Genomic DNA, 23,599 nt, shown 5'->3' with positions numbered 1-23,599 from the left:
GGCCGGATAGCATCTGGCCCCGATGGACACCGAAGCACAGCAGTACATGGAGCGCGACCGTTCCTCCCGCCCTTCCGCCGAGCTCTCCCAGGAGACCTCGGACACAGGAGAGTCGGAGGGGCGGTCGCGTTTCGTGTGGGCGGGTCAGGTCGCCGACCTCGTCCCCGGCGGCCGTATCACCCTGACCGTGCTGATCTGCCTGCTTTTTCTGGCGCTCTTCAGCAACTTCGTGATCCAGCCGTTCCAGATTCCCAGCAGCTCGATGCAGCTCACATTGAGGATCGGGGACCGCGTTCTCGTAAATAAGTTGGCGTACCGTTTCGGTGCTCAGCCGCAGCGCGGTGACATCGTCGTGTTCGACGGCACCGGCTACTTCGGGAACGCCGACTACATCAAGCGCGTTGTCGGCGTGGGGGGAGACCGAGTGGTCTGTTGCGACCAGGAGGGGAGGCTTGAGGTGAACGGCCGGTCGGTCGACGAGTCGTCGTTTCTGTACCCGGGGGACAGCCCGTCGAGCGTCACTTTCGACGTGGTCGTCCCCGAGGGGCGCCTGTTCGTCCTCGGCGACCACCGCAGCGACTCCAGCGACTCCCGCGACCATCTGGGCTCGCCGGGCGGCGGCATGATCCCCGTCGGCGAGGTGATCGGCAGGGCTGAGTGGATCGCCTGGCCGGCGGACCATTGGACGAGACTCAGCCGCCCCGACGCCTATACGCGTGTGCCCGCCGTCGGCGGTGCCCATGGGTAACCGTGGCAAGCCGCGCGGAGCCGCCCCCACCACCGCCGCGGACAACCTGCTGCCCACCGGCACCCGGCGCTCCGGCGGAGCCGCCCGGCCGAGCCGGGTCGAGCGGCGCAAGCTCGCCCGCAAGATCAAGCGGCGCAGGCAGCGCTCGGCGGTCAAGGAGATCCCGCTCCTGGTCGGTGTCGCCGTCCTCATAGCCCTGGTCCTGAAGACCTTCCTCGTCCAGGCGTTCGTGATCCCGTCGGGCTCCATGGAGCAGACGATCCAGATCGGCGACCGGGTCCTGGTCGACAAGCTCACCCCGTGGTTCGGCTCCGAGCCGACCCGTGGTGACGTCGTCGTCTTCAGGGACCCCGGCGGCTGGCTGGAGGACGAGCAGACGACGCCCACGGCGGAGGACCCCATCGTCGTCAAGCAGGTCAAGGAAGGCCTGCAGTTCATCGGCCTGCTCCCGTCGGACGACGAGCAGGACCTGATCAAGCGGGTCGTCGCGGTCGGCGGCGACACCGTCAAGTGCTGCGACGCCCAGGGCCGCGTCATGGTCAACGGCATGCCGCTGGACGAGACCGCCTACATCCATCCCGGCAACAGCCCCTCCGACCAGGAGTTCGAGGTGACCGTGCCGCAGGGCCGCCTCTGGGTCATGGGCGACCACCGGGCGAACTCCGCCGACTCACGCTTCCACCAGACCGACAAGTCCAAGACGGCCAAGTTCGGCGGCACGGTCCCCGGGGACGCCGTCGTCGGCCGGGCCGTGGTCATCGCCTGGCCCGTGGGCCACTGGGGGCAATTGGAAGAGCCGGACACGTTCTCGGCCGTGCCGGGCGCGTCGACCACCGCCCTCGGCGCTTCGCATAGGGTGGCCTCCGCGGATCGAAACGGTTTGATCCCTCTCCCGACCCCTGCGGAACTCCCGCTCGTTATGGGAGTGGTGGGCCTGCACCGGATGTGGCGTGGGCGGCGGTACGGAGTGAGGAGTGGATGTGGGGGATTTGGCGGTCGGCGCACGGTCCGGACACGGTGGTTCCGAAGATCGGCCGGAGCGGTCCGACGAGGCGGCTTCCCCGGCCGCGGAGGACACGGTGAGCCCCGAAGGTTCCGTGGACCCCGGGAGTGACTCCCCGGACGGGGCGGACAAGGCACAGACCTCGGCGGACGACGGCGACCAGAACCAGCGGCCCAAGAAGAAGCAGCGTTCCTTCTGGAAGGAACTGCCGATCCTCATCGGAATCGCGCTGGTCCTCGCGCTGCTGATCAAGACCTTCCTGGTGCAGGCGTTCTCGATCCCGTCGGAATCGATGCAGAACACCCTGCAGAAGGGCGACCGGGTCCTGGTCGACAAGCTCACCCCGTGGTTCGGCTCCGAGCCCGAGCGCGGCGAGGTCGTCGTCTTCCACGACCCCGCCAAGTGGCTGGAGGGTGAGCCCGTCATCGAGCCCAACGCTCTGCAGCGCGTTCTCGGCTGGATCGGCCTGATGCCCTCCGCCGAGGAGAAGGACCTCATCAAGCGCGTCGTGGGCGTCGCCGGCGACACGGTCGAGTGCGACGGCACGGGCCCGTTGAAGGTCAACGGCAAGGCGCTCGAAGAGGAGTCGTACGTCTACGCGGGCAACACTCCTTGCACGGTCGACGACGGCGGTCAGTTCAAGGTGAAGGTGCCCAAGGGCAAAATCTGGGTCATGGGCGACCACCGGCAGAACTCGCTGGACTCCCGCTACCACCAGAACGACAAGAACAAGGGCATGGTCCCCGTGAGCCAGGTCGTGGGCCGCGCCATCGTGGTCGCCTGGCCGCCCACCCACTGGTCCACGCTGCCGGTTCCCGACACCTTCGACCAGAACCTGACCGCCGCCGCCCCCGGCGCGCTCGGTCTCGCGGGCGCGGTGCCGCTGGTGCTGTGGCGTCGGCGCCGTCTGATCACCGCCGACACCACGAGGGTTTCTGGCACGGGTACCGCCGGGTAGGGTGCCGTCCCAGATCGCCGATCTCCGTTTTCCCGTACGAACTCCGTGCGGGCCGCGGAAGATCGATTCTCCGAGTTGGGGAGCACTGGGATGAGCGGGACGACAGGTCGTACGGACGAGGGCCACGGACGGCTCGGCAGCACGCTGTCGGGGCTGGCCGTGGCCCTCGGCTGTGTGCTCTTCCTCGGCGGCTTCGGCTGGGGCGCGGTCGCCTACCAGCCCTACACCGTGCCGACCAACTCCATGTCGCCCACCATCACCGGCGGCGACCGTGTGCTGGCCGAGCGGATCGACGGCGACGAGATCGAGCGCGGGGACGTCGTGGTCTTCCGGCAGGAGAGCTGGGGCAACACCCCCATGGTCAAGCGGGTCGTGGCGGTCGGCGGCGACACGGTCGCCTGCTGTACCGAGGGCAAGCTGACCGTCAACGGCAAGAAGATCGACGAGCCGTATCTGCCCGCGGACCAGGTGGTCGCCGAGATGACGGGCATCCCGGAGATCACGGTCCCCAAGGGCCGGCTCTTCCTTCTCGGCGATGAGCGCAGTGGGTCCCTGGACTCCACGGCCCACCTCACGGAGGCCGGCAACGGCACGGTGCCGCGCACGTCCGTGGACGCCCGCGTGGACGCCGTCGTCTGGCCCATGGAGGGCATGCTCGCCCGCCCCACCGGCTTCGAGAAGCTCGGCTCGCTCTCCTCGCCCGGCCCGCTGCGGCTGATCACCGTCGCGCTGGTCGCCGGCATGGCGCTCGTCCTCGGCGGCGGAGCCTACGGCCCCATCGCCAAGCGGATGGGTGGACGCGGCCGCACGCGCACGGAGCCCGTCGGTGCCCGCTGAGACGTCGTACGGCGACGGACCGGCGGGCGGGGCCGCAGACATGTACGAGGGCGGTCTGCGCAAGGTGGCCCGGGTCGTGCTGCTGGATCCGCAGGAGCGCATCCTGCTGCTGCACGGGCACGAGCCGGACGATCCGGCGGACGACTGGTGGTTCACACCGGGCGGCGGTGTGGAGGGCGACGAGACCCGCGAACAGGCCGCCCTGCGGGAACTCGCGGAGGAGACCGGCATCACGGACGTGGAGCTGGGCCCGGTCCTGTGGCGGCGGAGGTGCTCCTTCCCGTTCGCCGGGCGCCGCTGGGACCAGGACGAGTGGTATTACCTGGCCCGTACGGCCGCTACGCACGCGCCGGTGCCCTCCGGGATGGCCCTGACGGAGCTGGAACGGCGCAGCGTCGCCGGAGCGCGATGGTGGACGTGCCAGGAACTCGCCCGGGCGCATGAGACGGTGTATCCGACCAGACTCGCCGAACTGCTCCGCACGCTGCTCGACGAGGGTCCGTCGGCCAGGCCGGTTGTCCTGGACGCGGAAATCGTCTAGAGGCGCGCGGGACTGGCGCACAATGGTGGGATCGCACGGCTGAAGGGGAACATGCCATGAGCGCCGAGGACCTCGAGAAGTACGAGACCGAGATGGAGCTGAAGCTCTACCGGGAGTACCGCGATGTCGTCGGTCTGTTCAAATACGTGATCGAGACCGAGCGGCGCTTCTACCTGACCAACGACTACGAGATGCAGGTGCACTCGGTCCAGGGTGAGGTGTTCTTTGAGGTGTCCATGGCGGACGCCTGGGTGTGGGACATGTACCGGCCGGCTCGTTTTGTGAAGCAGGTGCGTGTCCTCACGTTCAAGGACGTGAACATCGAGGAGCTGAACAAGAGCGATCTGGAGCTGCCGGGCAGCTGAGTCCGGCGGTGGAGGTGGCCCGGGTGGTGGGCTTTCACTCGTGTGAGTGAGTGAGTTATCCACAATCGTCCACTTGTCCACCAAGATCCAATAGCGGGCTGAGCCGCCCTCAGTGTTGGCGCCGGAGGTGGTGCCGACATGAGCAACGCACGAGGTGCGCTCGGCAGGTACGGCGAGGAGCTGGCCGCGCGGCGGCTGGCCGAGGCCGGGATGACGGTCCTGGAGCGCAACTGGCGCTCCGGCAGGACCGGCGAGATCGACATCGTGGCCCGCGACGGGGACGCGCTGGTCGTCTGCGAGGTCAAGACCCGAAGGGCCGGCGCGGCGGGTGTGTTCGAGCACCCGATGGCCGCGGTGACGCCCACGAAGGCCGAGCGGCTGCGCGGCCTCGCGGAGCGCTGGGTGCAGGAACACGGGGGAGCCCCGCCGGGCGGAGTCCGTATCGACGTCGTGGGCGTCGTCCTGCCCGAGCGCGGCGCGCCCGTCGTGGAGCACGTACGGGGGGTGGCGTAATGGGATTCGCCCGTACGTGCTCGGTGGCGCTCGTGGGCGTCGAGGGCGTGGTCGTCGAGGTCCAGGCCGACCTGGAGCCGGGAGTCGCGGCGTTCACGCTGGTGGGGCTGCCGGACAAGAGCCTGACGGAGAGCAGGGACCGGGTCAGGGCGGCGGTGGTCAACTCGGGCGCCGAGTGGCCGCAGAAGAAGCTGACCGTGGGGCTCAGTCCCGCGTCGGTGCCGAAGGCCGGCAGTGGTTTCGATCTCGCGGTCGCCTGCGCGATCCTGGGAGCCGCCGAGCGGCTCGACCCACGCGTGCTCTCCGACATCGTGATGATCGGCGAGCTGGGCCTCGACGGGCGAGTGCGGCCGGTGCGGGGCATCCTGCCCGCCGTGCTGGCCGCCGCCGAGGCCGGATACGAGCAGGTGGTGGTGCCGGAGTGCGCGGCCGCTGAGGCCTCGCTCGTGCCCGGGGTGTCCGTGCTGGGAGTGCGTACGCTGCGGCAGCTGATCGCCGTCCTGGCGGACGAGCCCGTGCCGGACGAGGAGCCCGACGAGGGCCGCCCGGATCCGCTGATGGCGGGACTGCGGCTGCCGGGCACGGGAGCGGCCACCGGCATGCACACGGCCGGAGCCGGGCAGCACGACCTGGGGCACGATCTCGCCGATGTGGTCGGACAGTTCTCGGCTCGGACGGCGGTGGAGGTCGCCGCGGCCGGGGGGCACCACCTCTTCCTGGAGGGACCGCCGGGCGCGGGCAAGACGATGCTCGCGGAGCGGCTGCCGGCGATCCTGCCCACGCTCTGCCGACAGGAGTCCCTGGAGGTCACGGCCGTCCACTCGGTCGCGGGGCTGCTGCCCGTGGGGAAGCCACTGGTCGACGTCCCGCCGTACTGCGCCCCGCACCACTCGGCCACGATGCAGTCCCTGGTCGGAGGCGGGCAGGGCGTCGCCAGGCCGGGCGCGGTGTCGCTCGCCCATCGCGGGGTGCTCTTCCTGGACGAGACCCCCGAGTTCGGCAGCCAGGCCCTGGAGGCGCTGCGGCAGCCGCTGGAGGCCGGGCACGTCGTGATCGCGCGCAGCGCGGGAGTGGTGCGGTTCCCGGCGAAGTTCCTGATGGTCCTGGCGGCGAACCCGTGCCCGTGCGGCCGTTTCTCGCGGACGGACGAGCTGTGCGAGTGCCCGCCCGCCGCCGTCCGCCGCTACCAGGCCCGGCTCTCCGGGCCGCTGCTGGACCGGGTCGACCTCCGGGTCGAGGTGGACCGTGTCACCCGCTCGGAGCTCACCCGGCGTGGGTCGCGGGGTGAGTCCACGGCGACCGTCGCCGACCGGGTGCGCTCGGCCAGGGAGCGGGCGGGCGTACGTCTGGCCGGCACGCCCTGGCGCACGAACAGCGAGGTGCCGGGGCGTGAGCTGCGCAGCCGGTGGCACCCGGCGCCCGGTGCGATGGACGAGGCCGAGCGGAGCCTGGAGCGGGGCGTGCTGACCGCGCGCGGCCTGGACCGGGTACTCAGGGTCGCCTGGACCGTCGCGGATCTGCTGGGCCATGACCGCCCCGACGCGACGGACGTCAACCTGGCGCTGCAACTGCGCACCGGTGTCCCTCGCGGGGTGCCGATGGCGATCGGGGCGCTGACATGAGGCCCGCGTCCGGGTGTGCGTCGGTGGGGGAGCCATGAGCGGTTGCGACGCGTCCGACGCCGAGCGGCTCGACCGGGTCTTCCTCAGCCGCGTCCTGGAGCCCGGTGACGAGCTGGGCGGGCGCTGGCTGAGGGAACTCGGCGCCCGGGAGGTGGTGCGGCGGCTCTCCGGGAGCGGAAGGCGGCTGCCGGAAGCCTCGGACAAGCGGTGGGCGGGGCTGCGGGCCCGTGCCCAGTGCGTCGAGCCGGAGCGGGACCTGGCCCGGGCGCGGGACGCCGGGGCACGGTTCCTCGTTCCCGGTGACACCGAGTGGCCCGGTCAGCTCGACGACCTCGGGGACGGGCGGCCCCTCGGGCTCTGGGTCCGCGGAAAGGCCAACGTACGGATGTGGGCCCTGCGGTCCGTGGCTGTCGTGGGGGCGCGGGCCTGCACGGAGTACGGGGCGCACATGGCGGGCGCGCTGGGGTCCGGACTCGCCGAGCGGGGGTGGGTGGTGGTCTCCGGCGGTGCGTACGGGGTCGACGGGGCCGCTCATCGAGGGGTGCTCGGGGTCGGTGGGGCGACCGTCGCCGTGCTGGCCTGCGGGGTCGACCGGCCCTATCCACGAGGGCATGTCCAGCTGATCAGCAGGATCGCCGAACAGGGGCTCGTGGTGGGGGAGTTACCACCCGGTGATCACCCGACGCCCAGCCGGTTCATTCTGCGGAACCGGGTCATCGCCGCGCTGACCAGGGGGACCGTCGTGGTCGAGGCGGCCCACCGCAGCGGCGCGCTCGTCACGGCACGGGCCGCACAGCGGTTGGGGCGGTTCACGATGGGGGTGCCCGGGCCCGCGACCTCGGCCCTGTCGGCCGGGGTGCACGAACTGCTGCGCGGGGAATCCGTGCTCGTCTCCGACGCCGCGGAAGTCGTCGAGCTGGTGGGTGACATGGGCGAGCTGGCGCCCGACCGACGAGGCCCTGTGCTCCCCCGTGACCTGCTCGAACCCGATGCCCGGCGGGTGCTCGACGCGCTGCCCGGGCGGCGGAGCGCGGCGGCCGACGAGATCGCCCGGGGCGCGGGGACGGCCCTGGACGACGCCGTCGGGAGACTGTACGAGCTCCGATCACTTGGTTACGTCGAACGACACGGCGACGGCTGGAAGTTGACACGCCAGGCGATGATCTCGGTCTCGCCGGATCGGAGGCGAAGTTGACCGAGCGTGTTCGGCCGTCCGGGGGAACGCCGACAGCCTTGCGGTTTCCCGCAGTTGGCACCCCCGGACGGTCACACAGTGCGACAGTCGTGACACGGCCGGGCGCCCAGCGGAACGTATCTGCGCACGGGCGATCCCTCGGCCTTCGCGTACTGCGACACCACAGTCACGCTACGCTCACGAGGATTCCGACTCAGGACAGGCAACTCGACATCAGACCGACAGCTCACCCAGGCACCCCCAGTTCACAGCAGAACGGCACAAGGCGACGAATGCCCCAGCACACCTCCGGGTCTGACCGGGCGGCGGCTCCCCCCGCCGCCCGCGGCACCGTCCGCCCGCCCGCCCCCTCGACACTCGACGAGCTGTGGCGGACGTACAAGACGACGGGCGACGAACGGTTGCGCGAGCAGCTGATCCTGCACTACTCACCGCTGGTGAAGTACGTCGCGGGCCGGGTGAGTGTCGGCCTGCCGGCCAATGTCGAGCAGGCCGACTTCGTCTCCTCCGGGGTTTTCGGGCTCATCGACGCGATCGAGAAGTTCGACATCGACCGGGAGATCAAGTTCGAGACGTACGCGATCACGCGGATCCGTGGCGCGATGATCGACGAGCTGCGGGCGCTGGACTGGATCCCCCGGTCGGTGCGGCAGAAGGCGCGCAATGTGGAGCGGGCCTACGCCACGCTGGAGTCGCGGCTCAGACGCACCCCCAGCGAGGGCGAGGTCGCCGCCGAGATGGGTATCCCGGTCGACGAACTCCACTCGGTCTTCAGCCAGTTGTCGCTGGCCAACGTCGTGGCGCTGGAAGAGCTGCTGCACGTCGGGGGCGAGGGCGGCGACCGGCTGAGCCTGATGGACACGCTGGAGGACACCGCCGCGGACAATCCGGTGGAGGTGGCCGAGGACCGGGAGCTGCGGCGGTTCCTGGCGCGGGCCATCAACACGCTGCCCGAGCGGGAGAAGACCGTCGTCACGCTCTACTACTACGAGGGGCTCACGCTCGCGGAGATCGGGAACGTGCTGGGGGTGACCGAGAGCCGGGTCAGCCAGATCCACACGAAGTCCGTGTTGCAGTTGCGGGCGAAGCTGGCGAGTTTTGGTCGTTGAGGTGGGTTGGCCCGGCCGGATGGTCGGCGTTCGGTCGTGGTTCGGTCGGGGGCCGGCCTGGGTTCGGTCGGGGAAGCCACTCCCGTGTGTGGCGGTCCGTCCGTAAAGTGGTTGACGTGCCAAGGATTCGAGCGGCCTCCGTGGCCGAGCACCGGTCGATGCAGCGAGCCGCCTTGCTGGACGCGGCGCGGTCCCTGTTGTCCGAGAGCGGGACGGAGGCGTTGACGTTCCCGGCGCTCGCCGAGCGCACGGGGCTGGCGCGGTCGTCCGTGTACGAGTACTTCCGGTCGCGGGCAGCCGTGGTCGAGGAGCTGTGCGAGGTCGACTTTCCCGTCTGGGCGGCGGAGGTCGAGGCGGCGATGGCCGCGGTCGGCTCGGCCGAGGGGAAGGTCGAGGCGTACGTGCGCAAGCAACTGGAACTGGTCGGGGACCGGCGGCACCGGGCCGTGGTCGCGATCTCGGCGAGTGAGCTGGACGCGGGGGCGCGGGAGAAGATCCGGGCCGCGCACGGTGGGCTGATCGCGATGATCGTGGAGGCGCTCGGGGGGTTGGGGCACGCGGAGCCTCGGTTGGCCGCGATGTTGTTGCAGGGGGTCGTGGACGCGGCGGCGCGCCGCATCGAGCTGGGGGCGGCCGAGGATCCCTCCGCGATCACCGAGGCGGCGGTGGCCATGGCACTGCGGGGCGTGCGGGGCTGAGCCTTTCCGGCCTGGGCACCCGGTGGCCGTCGCTGGGTGGGGCTGGGTCGCGCGGCTCGGCGAGTCACAGGGTGCCGCTCTCTTCGGGACGGATGCCGCCCCAGAGGCACGACTGCCGGCCGCTACGACAGGTGGATGGGCTGCCAGTGCCGCTGCTGGGTGAGCAGCCGTCCCGGCGCGCTGCCACCTGGGCGGTCGCCGCGGCCGAGGGGTGCCCCCGCCCCCTCCCGGGCCCCGGCCGGGCAGCCGCCCTGGCTCCCTCCCTCCCTCGCAGTCAAGGCGACAGCGGGAGCAAGCGGGACGGCCCTCCGCGCAGGAGCCATGGTGGTAGTAGCGACAGGGGGTTCAGGTACGTCCCCGCTCTGCGAAGGCCCCAGTGCAGGCATGTTGTCGGGCAGTGGGAGGGGGACGCCTCCAAGGTTCCCAGTACTTCGCCCGCCGTCACCTCGTCGCCCTTCTTCGCGGATGCCCGTACCGGCTCGTAGGTCGTGCGCAGGGGCGGGGCACCCGTGCCCGACAGCTCGACGGAGATGACTCCGCGGCCTGCGACCCGGCCCGCGAAGGACACCCTGCCCGACGCGACCGCTCGTACCGGGGAGCCCGGAGGGGCCGACAGGTCGACGCCCCGGTGGCCCCGGGCGTAGGGGGTCGGTGGGGGATCCCAGGTGCGGAGCACCGAGGGGCGCAGGCCCACGGGCCAGGCGCGGCCCACGGCGGGCACGGGGTCCTCGGGCGCTGGTGGCACGGGTGGCAGCGGTGGCGCGGGTGCCGTCGGCGCCGACGACGGCGCCGCTCGTGGTGGGGTCGTCCAGGCCGAGGTCAGGAAGGTCATGGCCAGGCAGAGGAGCAGCGCCGGCCACCTGCGGGCGCGTCCATTCGGTCGGTTGTCAGTCGTGCGAGCCATGGGAGAACCGTGCCGCGAACAGGGCGATCATGGCCGGGATCTGTGGAGTACCCGCCGGTTGTGGATATCGGCGTCACCCGGGGCCTCCTGGGTCCCGTACACTTCTGGTGGCGATCCGGGTCACCGGGTCGACTTCGCACGCCCCGGTACGAGGCCCGTCTGTGGTCCGTATCAGCGCCCCTCGGTCCTTCGTGGCAACGGCGCAAACGCGGGCGTCAGGCGCGGGAGCCGTCCGGTTCTCGCGGCACAACCGAGAAATTCAAGGAGAACGGCCATGGCCGTCGTCACGATGCGGGAGCTGCTGGAGAGCGGCGTCCACTTCGGTCACCAGACCCGTCGCTGGAACCCGAAGATGAAGCGCTTCATCTTCACGGAGCGCAACGGCATCTACATCATCGACCTGCTCCAGTCGCTGTCGTACATCGACCGCGCCTACGAGTTCGTCAAGGAGACCGTCGCCCACGGCGGCACGGTCATGTTCGTCGGCACGAAGAAGCAGGCGCAGGAGGCCATCGCCGAGCAGGCCACCCGCGTCGGCATGCCCTACGTCAACCAGCGCTGGCTGGGCGGCATGCTCACCAACTTCTCGACCGTCTACAAGCGTCTGCAGCGCCTCAAGGAGCTCGAGCAGATCGACTTCGAGGACGTCGCCGCGTCCGGTCTGACCAAGAAGGAGCTTCTCGTGCTCTCGCGCGAGAAGGCCAAGCTGGAGAAGACCCTCGGTGGTATCCGCGAGATGCAGAAGGTGCCCAGCGCCGTCTGGATCGTGGACACCAAGAAGGAGCACATCGCGGTCGGTGAGGCCCGGAAGCTCAACATCCCGGTCGTCGCCATCCTCGACACCAACTGCGACCCCGACGAGGTCGACTACAAGATCCCCGGCAACGACGACGCGATCCGCTCCGTCACGCTGCTCACCCGTGTGATCGCGGACGCGGTCGCCGAGGGCCTCATCTCCCGCTCCCGTGTCGCCACCGAGGGCAAGGGTGACAAGGCCGCGGGCGAGCCGCTGGCCGCGTGGGAGCGCGACCTGCTCGAGGGCGACAAGAAGGCCGACGAGGCGCCGGCCGCCGAGGCTCCGGCTGCCGCCGAGGCTCCCGCTGAGGCCGCTGCCGAGGCTCCGGCCGAAGAGGCCCCCGCTGCTGAGGCCCCCGCCGCCGAGGCGCCGGCCGCGGACGCCGAGCAGGCCTGACCTTCACGGTCGCCCGGCCTTCACGGTCGTAAGGCTGAGATGACGGCGGGTGGCACCGAGCACGCCACCCGCCGTTCATCCACAGCCACCAGATCTTCGTGGCCGTAGATCTCCGTAGCCCGTAGATCTTCGGTGGACGCCCGCCCCCACGAGCGGCGGCGGACGCCGACTTCGAGACTTCGAACTCCGAGAAGAGATTCACAGATCATGGCGAACTACACCGCCGCTGACGTCAAGAAGCTCCGTGAGCTCACCGGCGCCGGCATGATGGACTGCAAGAAGGCGCTGGACGAGGCCGAGGGCAACGTCGACAAGGCCGTCGAGGCCCTGCGCATCAAGGGCCAGAAGGGCGTCGCCAAGCGCGAGGGCCGCTCCGCCGAGAACGGCGCCGTGGTCTCCCTCATCGCCGACGACAACACCTCCGGTGTCCTGGTCGAGCTGAAGTGCGAGACGGACTTCGTCGCCAAGGGCGAGAAGTTCCAGGCCGCCGCCGCCGCGATCGCCGAGCACGTCGCCGCGACCTCCCCGGCCGACATCGAGGCCCTGCTCGCCTCCGAGATCGAGGCCGGCAAGACCGTCCAGGCGTACGTCGACGAGGCCAACGCCAACCTCGGTGAGAAGATCGTCCTCGACCGCTTCGCGCAGTACGCCGACGGTTTCGTGTTCTCCTACATGCACCGCACCATGCCCGACCTGCCCCCGCAGATCGGTGTCCTGGTCGAGCTGGACAAGGCCGACGCCGACGTGGCCAAGGGCATCGCCCAGCACATCGCCGCCTTCGCGCCGAAGTACCTCGCCAAGGAGGACGTGCCGGCCGAGGTCGTCGAGTCCGAGCGCCGCGTCGCCGAGGAGACCACCCGCGCCGAGGGCAAGCCCGAGGCCGCCCTGCCGAAGATCGTCGAGGGTCGCCTCAACGGCTTCTTCAAGGACGCCACGCTGCTCGGCCAGCCGTACGCGCTGGACAACAAGAAGTCCGTCCAGAAGGTCCTGGACGAGGCCGGTGTCACCCTGAAGCGCTTCACGCGCATCAAGGTCGGCATCTGAGTCCGTTACGCGACGGACGCCCGGCCCCGATAGGGTCGAGCGCAGTCGTTCGCGTACGCCGCCACGTGCGTGCGTGACGCGCGACGGGCGACAGCAGATCTGACGAGGAGGCCATTGCCGCGCACGGGTTGCGAACACCACCCCACGGCAATGGCCTTCTTGGTATGTGCGACACGTAAAGAGGCGAGATCTCCATGACCACCAAGCCCCAGAAGAGCGACGACGGCAAAGTAGGCGGCCGGTTTCTGCTGAAGCTGTCCGGAGAGGCGTTCTCCGGGGGCGGTGGCCTCGGCGTCGACCCGGACGTGGTGCACGCCATCGCCCGGGAGATCGCGGCCGTCGTCCGTGACGGCGCGGAGATCGCGGTCGTCATCGGCGGCGGCAACTTCTTCCGCGGTGCCGAACTCCAGCAGCGCGGCATGGACCGGGCCCGCTCCGACTACATGGGCATGCTCGGCACGGTCATGAACTGCCTCGCCCTCCAGGACTTCCTGGAGAAGGAAGGCATCGACAGCCGCGTCCAGACCGCCATCACCATGGGCCAGGTCGCCGAGCCGTACATCCCGCTGCGCGCCGTGCGCCACCTGGAGAAGGGCCGTGTGGTCATCTTCGGCGCCGGTATGGGCATGCCCTACTTCTCCACCGACACCACCGCCGCCCAGCGCGCCCTGGAGATCGACGCCGAGGCCCTGCTGATGGGCAAGAACGGTGTGGACGGGGTCTACGACTCCGACCCGAAGACCAACCCGGACGCGGTCAGGTTCGACGCCCTCGGCTACGGCGAGGTCATCACCCGCGAACTGAAGGTCGCCGACGCCACCGCGATCACGCTCTGCCGTGACAACAAGCTTCCGATCCTCGTGTTCGAGCTTCTCAAGGAGGGCAATATCGCGCGGGCCGTCAAGGGTGAGAAGATCGGCACTCTCGTGGGTGATCAGGGAAGCCGGGCCTGACCGGCACCTTCCCCTGCCCGGGGGACGGAGCCTGACCGGGGGATGGACAATGTCCTGCCGGTCGGGAACCGTGCAGGAAGAAGACGCGACGCAGCCGGCCGCCGACCGAAACTCAAGAACAGCAGCCGGGCCTACTCAAGACACGCAGGAGCAAGTGGTGATCGAAGAGACCCTCCTCGAGGCCGAGGAGAAGATGGAGAAGGCCGTCGTGGTCGCCAAGGACGACTTCGCCGCGATCCGCACCGGTCGTGCGCACCCGGCGATGTTCAACAAGATCGTGGCCGACTACTACGGCGCGCTGACGCCGATCAACCAGCTGGCCTCGTTCTCGGTGCCGGAGCCGCGCATGGCCGTGGTGACCCCGTTCGACAAGACCGCGCTGCGCAACATCGAGCAGGCGATCCGCGACTCCGACCTGGGCGTCAACCCGAGCAACGACGGCAACATCATCCGAGTGGTGTTCCCCGAGCTGACCGAGGAGCGCCGCCGCGACTACATCAAGGTCGCCAAGACCAAGGCCGAGGACGCCAAGGTCTCCATCCGGTCCGTCCGCCGCAAGGCCAAGGACGGCATCGACAAGCTCGTCAAGGACGGCGAGGTCGGTGAGGACGAGGGCCGCCGTGCGGAGAAGGAGCTCGACGACACCACCGCGAAGTACGTCGCCCAGGTGGACGAGCTGCTCAAGCACAAGGAAGCGGAGCTCCTCGAGGTCTGATGAACGACTCTTCCTGGGGAGCGCCGCCACAAGCCGGGTACTGGGCGCCGACCGACCGGGGACCTGTCCAGGGGGCCACCCCGTCGGGTCCCGCGTACGATGCGCCTGAGGCCCCGCACTACATGCAGACTCAGCCCATGCCCATCGTGCCCGACGTACCCGCGCATGGCGGGAACCAGGATGACGACCGGGGGGCCGCCCGGATGGGTGGCCCCCTGTTCCGCGACGAGACCCAGTCGGCGCAGTCCTCCGTGGCCGCGTCGCAGAAGCCGGAGCCCATGCCCGACGCCCCTCAGCCCGCCCCGCAGAAGAAGAGCGCGGGCCGTGACCTGGGCGCCGCCATAGGGGTCGGCGTCGGGCTCGGCGCGGTCATCGTCGCCTCGCTGTTCATCGTCAAGGCAGTTTTCGTCGGTGTGATAGCGGTCGCCGTCGTCGTCGGCCTGTGGGAGCTCACCTCCCGGCTGCAGGAGCGCAAGGGCATCAAGGCGCCCCTCGTACCCCTCGCGGTCGGCGGGGCCGCCATGGTCGTCGCCGGGTATGTACGGGGCCCGGAGGGCGCCTGGGTGGCCATGGCGCTCACCGCGCTCGCCGTCCTGGTCTGGCGGATGACCGAACCGCCGGAGAACTACCTCAAGGACGTCACGGCAGGGGTCTTCGCGGCCTTCTACGTGCCGTTCCTGGCCACGTTCGTCGCGCTCATGCTCACCGCCGACGACGGGCCGCAGCGGGTTCTCGTGTTCCTGCTGCTGACCGTCGTCAGCGACACGGGCGCGTACGCCGTCGGCTGGCGCTTCGGCACGCACAAGCTCGCCCCGCGCATCAGCCCCGGCAAGACCCGCGAGGGCCTGCTCGGGGCTGTCGCCTTCGCCATGGTCGCGGGCGCGCTGCTCATGCAGTTCGTCATCGCCGACGGCGCCTGGTGGCAGGGCCTGCTCCTCGGCCTCGCCGTCGCCGCCAGCGCCACACTGGGCGACCTCGGCGAGTCGATGATCAAGCGGGACCTCGGCATCAAGGACATGGGCACCCTGCTGCCGGGCCATGGAGGGATCATGGACCGGCTGGACTCGCTGCTGCCCACGGCTCCGGTGGTGTGGCTGCTGCTGGTGCTGTTCGTGGGTTCCGGCTGATCGAAGCGCGTACATGAGGTGTGTGAGCCCCCGTCCTGTCCTGGGCGGGGGCTCACTGCCGTGGTCCCCCGCGCGGTCAAGTGGGACGATGCTCGTAGAGCCACTCCCAGGGGGGATCGCTCTTGGAAGGGGGCGGACCTCATGTCCGACTTCCGTGAATCGATCGACATCGACCGCCGCCCGGAGGACGTCTGGGCGTACATCAGCGACTTCGCCCACCTGCCCGAGTGGCAGGAGAGCGCGGTCTCGACGGAGCAGCTCGACGCCGGGCCCGTCGGCGTCGGCTCCCGGGTGCGGATCACCCGGCACTTCGGCCGCCGGGACATGCCGATGACCATGCAGCTCACCGAGTACGAGCCCCCGCGGGTCTGGGGCATGCAGGGCGTCGACGGACCCGTTCGCGGGCATGTGCACGGCGAGATCACCCCGCTCGACGACGGCCGCCGCTCCCGCGTGACCATAGAAGTCGACTTCGAGGGCAAGGGCATCGGCAAGGTCCTCGTACCCCTCGTCGTCCGCCCCCAGATCCGCAAGGAACTCCCGCGCAACGAGCAACACCTCAAGGACCAGCTGGAGCACACCGCCGCGTAGCGCTCACAGCGGTGCACGCCCGTGGCCGCAGATCACCCCGAACGATCTGCGACACTTGAGAAACCATGCCCAAGCCCGGAGAACTCACTTTCGTCGCCCCCCGCGGAGCCAAGAAGCCGCCGCGGCACCTTGCCGATCTCACGCCTGCCGAGCGCAAGGAAGCCGTGGCGGAGATCGGCGAGAAGCCGTTTCGCGCCAAGCAGCTCTCGCAGCACTACTTCGCGCGGTACGCGCACGCCCCGGAGCAGTGGACCGACATCCCCGCCGGTGCGCGCACCAAGCTCCAGGAGGCGCTGCTTCCCGAGCTGATGACGGTCGTACGGCATCTGTCGACCGACCAGGAGACCACCCGCAAGACGCTGTGGCGGCTGTTCGACGGCACGCTCGTGGAGTCGGTGCTGATGCGGTACCCGGACCGGGTCACCATGTGCATCAGCTCCCAGGCCGGGTGCGGTATGAACTGCCCGTTCTGTGCGACCGGGCAGGCCGGGCTGGACCGGAATCTGTCCACCGCCGAGATCGTCCACCAGATCGTGGACGGCATGCGGGCGCTCAGGGACGGCGAGATCCCGGGTGGTCCGGCGCGGCTCTCCAACATCGTCTTCATGGGGATGGGTGAGCCGCTCGCCAACTACAACCGGGTCGTGGGTGCCATCCGTCGGCTCACCGACGCGGAGCCGGACGGGCTGGGGCTTTCGCAGCGCGGGATCACCGTGTCGACCGTCGGGCTGGTGCCGGCCATCCATCGGTTCGCCGACGAGGGCTTCAAGTGCCGGCTCGCCATCTCGCTGCACGCGCCGGACGACGAGCTGCGCGACACGCTCGTGCCCGTCAACACGCGGTGGCAGGTGCGGGAGGTGCTGGACGCCGGCTGGGAGTACGTCGCCAGGTCCGGGCGGCGGCTGTCCATCGAGTACGCGCTGATCCGGGACATCAACGACCAGGCGTGGCGCGGCGACCGGCTCGGCCGGCTGCTCAAGGGCAAGCCCGTGCACGTCAACCTCATCCCGCTGAACCCGACGCCGGGGTCCAAGTGGACCGCTTCCCGGCCCGAGGACGAGAAGGCGTTCGTCGAGGCCATCGCCGCCCATGGAGTGCCGGTGACCGTTCGGGACACCCGGGGGCAGGAGATCGACGGGGCCTGTGGCCAGCTGGCGGCCACCGAGAGGTAGTACGGATTCGGCCACGGGGTACGCTGACCTCCGTACGCATATCTTCATATTCCGACAGGGGAGCGCCACAGCGCTGAGAGTGCGGCATCGGCCGCAGACCCTCCGAACCTGGCCCAGGTCATTCTGGGTAGGGAGATCGGTCACCACTCGAGCTGTTGCGCCCTGCCCGGGGAGCCCGTCATGGGAGTCCCGGGCAGGGCCGCGTCTCTTCCTGGTCACTCCAGGAGGAATTCAGTGAGCATCACCAACAGACGGTTCGCGGCCGTGGTCGTGGGCCTGGGACTCGTCACCCTGTCCGCCTGCGGGTCGTCCGACTCCGACGGGAGCAGCGGCAGCGGCGGTGGTTCAAAGACCGTCACGCTCGTCAGCCATGACTCCTTCGCCTACTCCAAGGACGTGCTGAAGGCGTTCGAGAAGGAGTCCGGCTACAAGGTCAAGGTCCTCAAGAGCGGTGACGCCGGGCAGGCCGTCAACCAGGCGATCCTCACCAAGGACAACCCGCAGGGCGATGTCTTCTTCGGCGTCGACAACACCCTGCTCTCCCGCGCCCTCGACAACGGCCTCTTCCAGTCGTACGAGGCGAAGGGGCTCGACAAGGTCGGCGCCGCCTACCAACTCGACAAGGACAAGCACCGGGTCACGCCCATCGACACCGGTGACATCTGCGTCAACTACGACAAGGCGTACTTCGCCGAGCACAAGATCGACCCGCCGGCGTCGTTCGACGACCTCGTCAAGCCCGCGTACAAGGATCTGCTCGTCACCGAGAACGCCTCCACGTCATCTCCCGGGCTCGGCTTCCTGCTCGGTACCGCCGCCAGGTACGGCGACGGGGGCTGGGAGGGCTACTGGAAGAAGCTCCAGGCCAACGGTGTGAAGGTCGTCGACGGCTGGGAGCAGGCGTACTACGAGGAGTTCTCCGGGTCCGCCGACGGGAAGAAGGCCGGAGGTGACCGGCCGCTCGTCGTGTCGTACGCCTCCTCGCCGCCCGCCGAGGTCGTCTACGGCGACCCGCGGCCGAAGACCGCGCCGACCGGTGTCGCCACCGGCACCTGCTTCCGGCAGATCGAGTTCGCGGGGCTGCTGAGCAACGCCAAGAACGCCGAGGGCGGCAAGGCGCTCATCGACTTCCTGATCTCGAAGCGGTTCCAGGAGGACATGCCGCTCAACATGTTCGTGTACCCGGTGGTCGAGGGCGCCTCGGTGCCCGCCGAGTTCACCGAGTACGGGCCGGCGGCGAAGGATCCCGAGACGATGGCACCGGCGAAGATCGCCGAGAACCGTGACCAGTGGGTCAAGTCGTGGACCTCGCTCGTACTGAAGTAGGGGCCAAGGGCTCGCCGCGGCGGGCCCGTACGGGGAGCGCGGCGCGGCTCGGGCTCATGGCCCTGCCCGTCGCGTTCTTCGGCGTGTTCTTCGCCTATCCGGTGGCGGCGATCGTGACGCGCGGGCTGCGCGTCGACGGGGACTGGCAGTTCGGGCGGATCGCCGATGTCCTCGGGGACTCCGGGATCCGGCACGTGCTGTGGTTCACCACCTGGCAGGCGCTCGTCTCCACCGCGCTCACCCTGCTGATCGCGCTCCCCGGCGCGTATGTCTTCGCGCGCTTCGATTTCAGGGGCAAGCAGCTGCTGCGGGCGGTCGTCACCGTGCCGTTCGTCCTGCCGACGGTCGTGGTCGGTACGGCCTTCCTGGCGCTCGTCGGGCGCGGCGGACTGCTCGACGAGCTGTGGGGCGTACGGCTGGACACGACCGTGTGGGCGATCCTGCTCGCGCATGTGTTCTTCAACTACGCGGTCGTCGTACGGACGGTGGGCGGGCTGTGGGCGCAGCTCGATCCCCGGCAGGAAGAGGCCGCGCGGATGCTCGGGGCGTCGCCGATGACCGCCTGGCGGAAGGTGACGCTGCCCGCGCTCGGGCCCGCCGTCGGTGCCGCCGCGCTCATGGTCTTCCTCTTCACCTTCACCTCCTTCGGCGTGGTGCAGATCCTCGGCGGGCCGACCTTCTCCACGCTCGAGGTGGAGATCTACCGGCAGACCTCGGCGATCTTCGACCTCGCGACCGCCGCCGTGCTGACGCTCGTCCAGTTCGTCGCCGTCGGCCTGATCCTCGCCGTGCACGCCGTGACCGTACGGCGGCGGGAGACCGCGCTGCGGCTGGTGGACGCGTCCATGACGGCGCGGCGGCCGCGTGGGGCGGGGCAGTGGGCGCTGCTCGCCCTCGTGCTCGGCACCGTCGTCCTGCTGATCCTGCTGCCGCTCGGGGTGCTGGTGGAGCGGTCGCTGGACGCGCCGGGGTTCGGTTACTACAGGGCTCTGACCAGCGCCGACAGCGGGATCTTCCTGGTCGCGCCGATCGAGGCCGTCGGGAACTCGCTGAAGTACGCGCTCGCCGCCACCGCCATCGCCGTGCTGATCGGCGGGCTCGCCGCGGCCGCTCTCACCCGGCGGGCCGGCCGGCTCGTCCGCGGCTTCGACGCGCTGCTGATGCTGCCGCTCGGGGTGTCCGCGGTCACCGTCGGCTTCGGGTTCCTGATCGCGCTGGACGAACCGCCGCTGGACCTGCGCTCGTCCTGGATCCTGGTGCCGCTCGCGCAGGCCCTGGTGGGCGTTCCCTTCGTCGTGAGGACCATGCTGCCCGTGCTGCGGGCCGTGGACGAGCGGCTTCGGGAGGCGGCGGCCGTGCTCGGGGCGTCGCCGTGGCGGGTGTGGCGCGAGGTCGATCTGCCGATGGTGCGGCGGGCGCTGCTGATCGCGGCCGGGTTCGCCTTCGCCGTGTCGCTCGGGGAGTTCGGGGCGACCGTGTTCATCGCGCGGCCCGACAATCCGACGCTGCCGGTGGCCGTGGCGCGGCTGCTCGGTCGACCCGGTGACCTCAACTACGGGCAGGCGATGGCCCTTTCGACGATTCTGATGGTGGTGTGCGCGGTGGCGCTGCTGGTGCTGGAGCGACTGCGCACCGATCGCACGGGGGAGTTCTGATGCTGCTGAGGCTTGAGCGTGCGACCGTACGGTTCGGGGGCCGGCCGGTGCTCGACGACGTCGATCTGGCGGTCGCCGAGCACGAGATCGTGTGTGTGCTGGGGCCGAGCGGCAGCGGCAAGTCGACGCTGCTGCGGGCGGTCGCGGGGCTTCAGCCCCTCCGCTCCGGGCGGGTGTTCCTCGACGGGCGGGACATGACATCCGTGCCGGCGCACAAGCGGGACGTCGGTTTGATGTTCCAGGACCACCAGCTCTTCCCGCAGCGGGACGTGGGCGGCAACGTCGGCTTCGGGCTGCGGATGCACGGCGCTTCGAAGGCCGAACAGGCAGTACGGGTAGGGGAGTTGCTGGAGTTGGTCGGGCTGCCGGGGGCCGCGCGACGGGCCGTCGCCTCGCTCTCCGGCGGTGAGCAGCAGCGGGTCGCGCTGGCCCGCGCCCTCGCCCCGCGCCCCCGGCTGCTCATGCTCGACGAGCCCCTCGGCCAGCTGGACCGCTCGCTCCGGGAGCGGCTGGTCGTCGAACTCCGACAGCTGTTCGGTGAGTTGGGCACGACCGTGCTGGCGGTCACGCACGACCAGGGCGAGGCGTTCGCGCTCGCCGACCGGGTCGTGGTGATGCGGGACGGGTGGATCGCCCAGGCCGGGACGCCGCTGGAGGTGTGGCAGCGGCCGGCGGACGAGTTCGTGGCACGCTTCCTCGGCTTCGACAACGTGGTCGAGGCGACGGTGAGCGGCCAGGCCGCCGACACGCCCTGGGGCAAGGTGCCCGTGCCGGAGGGCTCGCGGCAGGGACCGGGCGCGCTGCTGGTCCGGCCCGCAGGCGTACGCCTGGTCGCGCCGGCCGACGGGCTGCGCTGCACGGTGACCGCGCGCACCTTCCGGGGCACCCATGTGGCCGTACACCTTCAGCCGGAGGACGCGCCCCGGCTGGAGGCGGCGTGTGCGCTGCGGGAGGCGCCGGGGGTCGGGGACGAGGTCGGGGTGGCGTTCGACGCGGCCGACATCGTCGTGATGGGGGACGGCTCCGGCGCATAGGGTGCGCTTCGTGGCGATGCGTGCCCAGGAACCCCAGGCCCTGGCCGGGAGCACACCGCCGGGTTCTGGGCCCGCCGGATGGCTCATGAGCAGGTCATTCACGGAACGGACGCGGCGCTCGCCACCTGGCTGCCGTACGAGATGGCGCCGGACATCGCCGCCGACGCGGGTGCCCGACTTCTGGCCGGCGAAGGCGACCTTCGGCTGAACGGGGTGTGGCCCGCCCCTCGGGGAGGGCGCGGGCCACAGGGCCGTACGGGCGGGTCAGCGGGTGCTGCCGCGCCGCCGCATGCTGTAGTGCACGGCTCCGGCGCCGAGCATGACCAGAGCCGTCGCGATCGCGGCGATCGGGCCGGTGTGGGAGTCGGCACCGGTCTCGGCGAGGTTCGATTCACCCTCGGGGGACGGGGCGTTGTTGCTGCCGCCGGTGGTCGAGGGGGTGCCGCTGTCGGACGCCGAGGGGGTGGGGGTGGACTTGCCCGTCGACTTGCCCGGCGCCTTCGACGGCTCCTCCGGGCTCTCGGAGGCCTCCGGCGGGGTGTCCGCCTTCTTGCACGCCTCGGCCGGTGCGACCAGGTTCGGCTCGATGTCCTCGTCGACGTACTTGTCGGCGGTGATGTGGATGCGGTACTCCGCGTTCGGCTTCCAGTCCTCCTCGAAGGTGATGGTGACACCCTCGGCCGTGGCGTTCTCGATGGTCTTCTTGCCGACCAGCCGCAGGTCGGCGCCGTTGTTCTCCAGATAGACACTGACTTCGGCGGTGACGCCCAGTGGGTCCACGTCGGTCACGCGGATGACGCCCTTGTCGCCGTCGCACGCGGCGACGGCGGAGAAGTCCTTGATGCTGCAAGCCATGGCGTTGCCGGCGACACCGAGCACGAGCGCGGCCGACGCTACGACGACACCGAGGGGACGCACCGCTCGAGCGCTACGGAGGGCGCGGGGGGCGCGAGGAGATATGGACACGTTTGCCCTTCAGGGGGTGCACTTGGGCAGGAGTGGGGGGTGATGGAGGCGCCGCCGAGGGAACGGCGGCTTCCCCATGTGTCTCAAAGGTTTATAAGCGTGGTGTAAGCACTGTCAATCCGGAAGAGGGCACCCTCAGTTGGCTTTGCCCGCTCATTAACCGTACGAATGTTTAGCCCTTAATCGACAATACGGCGAAGGGCCTCCGGGGCCTCCTCGATCCGGTCCACCAGAGCGATCCGTGACTCCATCGAACGCCCGCGCGCCAGCGACTGGAGCAGCGGCCAGGTCGGCAGTCTCTCCGTCCAGTGGGCGCGGTCGACGAGGACCATCGGGGTCGGTTCGCCGCGCGATTCGTAGTAGTTGGGCGTCGCGTTGTCGAAGATCTCCTGGACGGTTCCGGCGGCGCCCGGCAGGAAGATCACGCCTGCGGTGGAGCGGGCCAACAGGCCGTCCTCACGCGTGGCGTTGGCGAAGTACTTGGCGATGTGCGAGGCGAACGGGTTCGGCGGCTCGTGGCCGTAGAACCAGGTCGGAATGCCCACGGAGGTGCCGCCCTTGGGCCAGCGGGTGCGCACCTCGAAGGCGGCGGACGCCCACTCCGTGATGGAGGGCGTGAACTTCGGCGCCTTGGCGAGGAGCCGAAGCGACTCGGTGAGCATCTCGTCGTCGTACGGGGCCGCGTACGCGCCGAGGTTCGCCGCCTCCATCGCGCCCGGGCCGCCGCCGGTGGCGACCGTGAGCCCGGCGCGGGCCAGCGTACGGCCGAGCCGGGCGGCGCCCTCGTATGCCTCCGTTCCGCGCGCCATCGCGTGGCCGCCCATCACGCCCACCACACGTGCCCCGGACAGCAGTTCGTCGAGGGCGTCCGACACGGCGTCGTCGTGGAGGGCGCGCAGTGTCGAGGCGAAGACGTCGCGGTCGGCCTTGGTGCGCTGGAACCAGGCGTACGCGCGGGCGTCCGGCGTGGCCTCGTAACCACCCTCCGCGAGCGACTCGAAGAGCTCGTCGGGGGAGTAGACCAGGCCTCGGTACGGGTCGAAGGGCAGGTCCGGGAGGGGCGGGAAGACCAGGGCGCCGCCCGCGCGGACCTTCGCCGCGGCGTCCTCGCGCATCGGGCAGCCGAGGAACACGGCGCCCGTCGTGTCGGTGGTGAGCAACTCGCGCGTACGGTCCGTCAGGTCGACGGCCTGGACCCGGAATCCGCTCAGGGTGCCGCGCGCGGACACGGTCGCGTCGAACTCGGCGAGCGACTCGATCTCACGGTCGTCGTGGTGGGCCGCATGGGCGGGCATCGTCTGCACCCGCCCATGCTAGGCGCGGTTCGTACG

Annotated in this window: 24 protein-coding genes and 1 riboswitch; of the genes, 21 read left to right on the top strand and 3 right to left on the bottom strand. The window is 70.3% G+C overall.

The annotated features are described in order from the left end of the window. The first annotated feature begins 22 nt into the window (after positions 1-22). From lepB (SGFS_RS19140) to SGFS_RS19090, 11 genes are all read left to right on the top strand, one after another. Positions 23-748, top strand: coding sequence for a signal peptidase I (gene lepB / locus SGFS_RS19140; protein WP_286251881.1), 726 nt, complete (start codon positions 23-25; stop codon positions 746-748). Beyond that, positions 741-1,862, top strand: a complete 1,122-nt coding sequence (gene lepB, locus SGFS_RS19135; RefSeq protein WP_286251880.1) for a signal peptidase I — start codon at positions 741-743, stop codon at positions 1,860-1,862. The genes lepB (SGFS_RS19140) and lepB (SGFS_RS19135) overlap by 8 nt, the downstream gene beginning before the upstream one ends. Then, positions 1,828-2,709, top strand: coding sequence for a signal peptidase I (gene lepB / locus SGFS_RS19130; RefSeq protein WP_286251879.1), 882 nt, complete (start codon positions 1,828-1,830; stop codon positions 2,707-2,709). The genes lepB (SGFS_RS19135) and lepB (SGFS_RS19130) overlap by 35 nt, the downstream gene beginning before the upstream one ends. A gap of 90 nt (positions 2,710-2,799) precedes the next feature. Continuing rightward, positions 2,800-3,546: a signal peptidase I gene (gene lepB, locus SGFS_RS19125; protein ID WP_286251878.1), complete on the top strand. Its 747-nt coding sequence runs from the start codon at positions 2,800-2,802 to the stop codon at positions 3,544-3,546. 40 nt (positions 3,547-3,586) lie between these two features. Next, complete coding sequence (locus tag SGFS_RS19120) at positions 3,587-4,087, top strand: NUDIX hydrolase (RefSeq protein WP_286259975.1); 501 nt, start codon at positions 3,587-3,589, stop codon at positions 4,085-4,087. Positions 4,088-4,143: 56 nt separating this feature from the next. Beyond that, the gene (locus SGFS_RS19115; protein ID WP_005311352.1) at positions 4,144-4,452 is read left to right on the top strand and encodes a DUF2469 domain-containing protein; all 309 of its coding nucleotides are present in this window, start codon (positions 4,144-4,146) and stop codon (positions 4,450-4,452) included. Between the two features lie 138 nt (positions 4,453-4,590). Further along, the gene (locus SGFS_RS19110) at positions 4,591-4,965 is read left to right on the top strand and encodes a YraN family protein (RefSeq protein WP_286251856.1); all 375 of its coding nucleotides are present in this window, start codon (positions 4,591-4,593) and stop codon (positions 4,963-4,965) included. Further along, on the top strand, positions 4,965-6,587 hold the full coding sequence (locus SGFS_RS19105; RefSeq protein WP_286251854.1) for a YifB family Mg chelatase-like AAA ATPase: 1,623 nt from the start codon (positions 4,965-4,967) through the stop codon (positions 6,585-6,587). Before SGFS_RS19110 ends, SGFS_RS19105 begins: the two co-directional genes overlap by 1 nt. 34 nt (positions 6,588-6,621) lie before the next feature. After that, the gene (gene dprA, locus SGFS_RS19100) at positions 6,622-7,782 is read left to right on the top strand and encodes a DNA-processing protein DprA (RefSeq protein WP_286251853.1); all 1,161 of its coding nucleotides are present in this window, start codon (positions 6,622-6,624) and stop codon (positions 7,780-7,782) included. Positions 7,783-8,054: 272 nt separating this feature from the next. After that, on the top strand, positions 8,055-8,891 hold the full coding sequence (gene whiG, locus SGFS_RS19095) for an RNA polymerase sigma factor WhiG (protein WP_286251851.1): 837 nt from the start codon (positions 8,055-8,057) through the stop codon (positions 8,889-8,891). A 140-nt stretch (positions 8,892-9,031) separates the two neighbouring features. Further along, positions 9,032-9,589, top strand: a complete 558-nt coding sequence (locus SGFS_RS19090; RefSeq protein ID WP_286259974.1) for a TetR/AcrR family transcriptional regulator — start codon at positions 9,032-9,034, stop codon at positions 9,587-9,589. A 274-nt stretch (positions 9,590-9,863) separates the two neighbouring features. Here the strand turns inward: SGFS_RS19090 and SGFS_RS19085 are convergent, their stop codons facing one another. Beyond that, positions 9,864-10,493 carry a murein hydrolase activator EnvC family protein gene (locus tag SGFS_RS19085; RefSeq protein WP_286251849.1) on the bottom strand — a complete coding sequence of 210 codons (630 nt, stop codon included), beginning with the start codon at positions 10,491-10,493 and terminating at the stop codon, positions 9,864-9,866. A 274-nt stretch (positions 10,494-10,767) separates the two neighbouring features. Between SGFS_RS19085 and rpsB the strand changes: the two genes are divergently transcribed. The 10 genes from rpsB to SGFS_RS19035 all read left to right on the top strand — a co-directional run bounded on the left by rpsB (position 10,768) and on the right by SGFS_RS19035 (position 21,302). Beyond that, positions 10,768-11,685: a 30S ribosomal protein S2 gene (gene rpsB / locus SGFS_RS19080; protein ID WP_286251848.1), complete on the top strand. Its 918-nt coding sequence runs from the start codon at positions 10,768-10,770 to the stop codon at positions 11,683-11,685. A 207-nt stretch (positions 11,686-11,892) separates the two neighbouring features. Then, positions 11,893-12,729 carry a translation elongation factor Ts gene (tsf, locus tag SGFS_RS19075; RefSeq protein ID WP_286251847.1) on the top strand — a complete coding sequence of 279 codons (837 nt, stop codon included), beginning with the start codon at positions 11,893-11,895 and terminating at the stop codon, positions 12,727-12,729. Positions 12,730-12,923: 194 nt separating this feature from the next. Further along, a complete protein-coding gene (gene pyrH / locus SGFS_RS19070) occupies positions 12,924-13,682 on the top strand; it encodes a UMP kinase (RefSeq protein WP_286251846.1) in 759 nt (252 codons plus the stop codon). Between the two features lie 157 nt (positions 13,683-13,839). Beyond that, positions 13,840-14,397, top strand: coding sequence for a ribosome recycling factor (frr, locus tag SGFS_RS19065; protein WP_286251843.1), 558 nt, complete (start codon positions 13,840-13,842; stop codon positions 14,395-14,397). Beyond that, positions 14,397-15,524 carry a phosphatidate cytidylyltransferase gene (locus SGFS_RS19060; RefSeq protein WP_286251841.1) on the top strand — a complete coding sequence of 376 codons (1,128 nt, stop codon included), beginning with the start codon at positions 14,397-14,399 and terminating at the stop codon, positions 15,522-15,524. Before frr ends, SGFS_RS19060 begins: the two co-directional genes overlap by 1 nt. Before the next feature lie 141 nt (positions 15,525-15,665). After that, a complete protein-coding gene (locus SGFS_RS19055) occupies positions 15,666-16,115 on the top strand; it encodes an SRPBCC family protein (protein WP_286251840.1) in 450 nt (149 codons plus the stop codon). Positions 16,116-16,180: 65 nt separating this feature from the next. Continuing rightward, positions 16,181-17,287 carry a dual-specificity RNA methyltransferase RlmN gene (gene rlmN / locus SGFS_RS19050; protein ID WP_286251838.1) on the top strand — a complete coding sequence of 369 codons (1,107 nt, stop codon included), beginning with the start codon at positions 16,181-16,183 and terminating at the stop codon, positions 17,285-17,287. Positions 17,288-17,333: 46 nt separating this feature from the next. Further along, a riboswitch (TPP riboswitch) is annotated at positions 17,334-17,439 on the top strand. Positions 17,440-17,521: 82 nt separating this feature from the next. Continuing rightward, entirely contained in the window at positions 17,522-18,613 is a 1,092-nt protein-coding gene (locus SGFS_RS19045) for a thiamine ABC transporter substrate-binding protein (RefSeq protein WP_286251837.1), read from the top strand. Positions 18,614-18,669: 56 nt separating this feature from the next. Further along, positions 18,670-20,268 carry an ABC transporter permease gene (locus SGFS_RS19040; RefSeq protein WP_286251835.1) on the top strand — a complete coding sequence of 533 codons (1,599 nt, stop codon included), beginning with the start codon at positions 18,670-18,672 and terminating at the stop codon, positions 20,266-20,268. Next, positions 20,268-21,302: an ABC transporter ATP-binding protein gene (locus SGFS_RS19035; RefSeq protein ID WP_286251834.1), complete on the top strand. Its 1,035-nt coding sequence runs from the start codon at positions 20,268-20,270 to the stop codon at positions 21,300-21,302. The genes SGFS_RS19040 and SGFS_RS19035 overlap by 1 nt, the downstream gene beginning before the upstream one ends. Positions 21,303-21,566: 264 nt before the next feature. Here SGFS_RS19035 and SGFS_RS19030 read toward each other — a convergent pair whose 3' ends face one another. Then, positions 21,567-22,220 (bottom strand): LAETG motif-containing sortase-dependent surface protein, encoded by a 654-nt coding sequence (locus SGFS_RS19030; RefSeq protein ID WP_286251833.1) that lies wholly within the window; start codon positions 22,218-22,220, stop codon positions 21,567-21,569. Positions 22,221-22,447: 227 nt separating this feature from the next. Beyond that, positions 22,448-23,572 carry an LOG family protein gene (locus tag SGFS_RS19025; protein WP_286251832.1) on the bottom strand — a complete coding sequence of 375 codons (1,125 nt, stop codon included), beginning with the start codon at positions 23,570-23,572 and terminating at the stop codon, positions 22,448-22,450. Between the last annotated feature and the right edge of the window lie 27 nt (positions 23,573-23,599).

This window comes from Streptomyces graminofaciens (assembly GCF_030294945.1).
Lineage (GTDB): Bacteria > Actinomycetota > Actinomycetes > Streptomycetales > Streptomycetaceae > Streptomyces > Streptomyces graminofaciens.
Note: the sequence above shows the minus strand (reverse complement) of the source record. Positions and strands in the feature narration are given on the sequence as shown.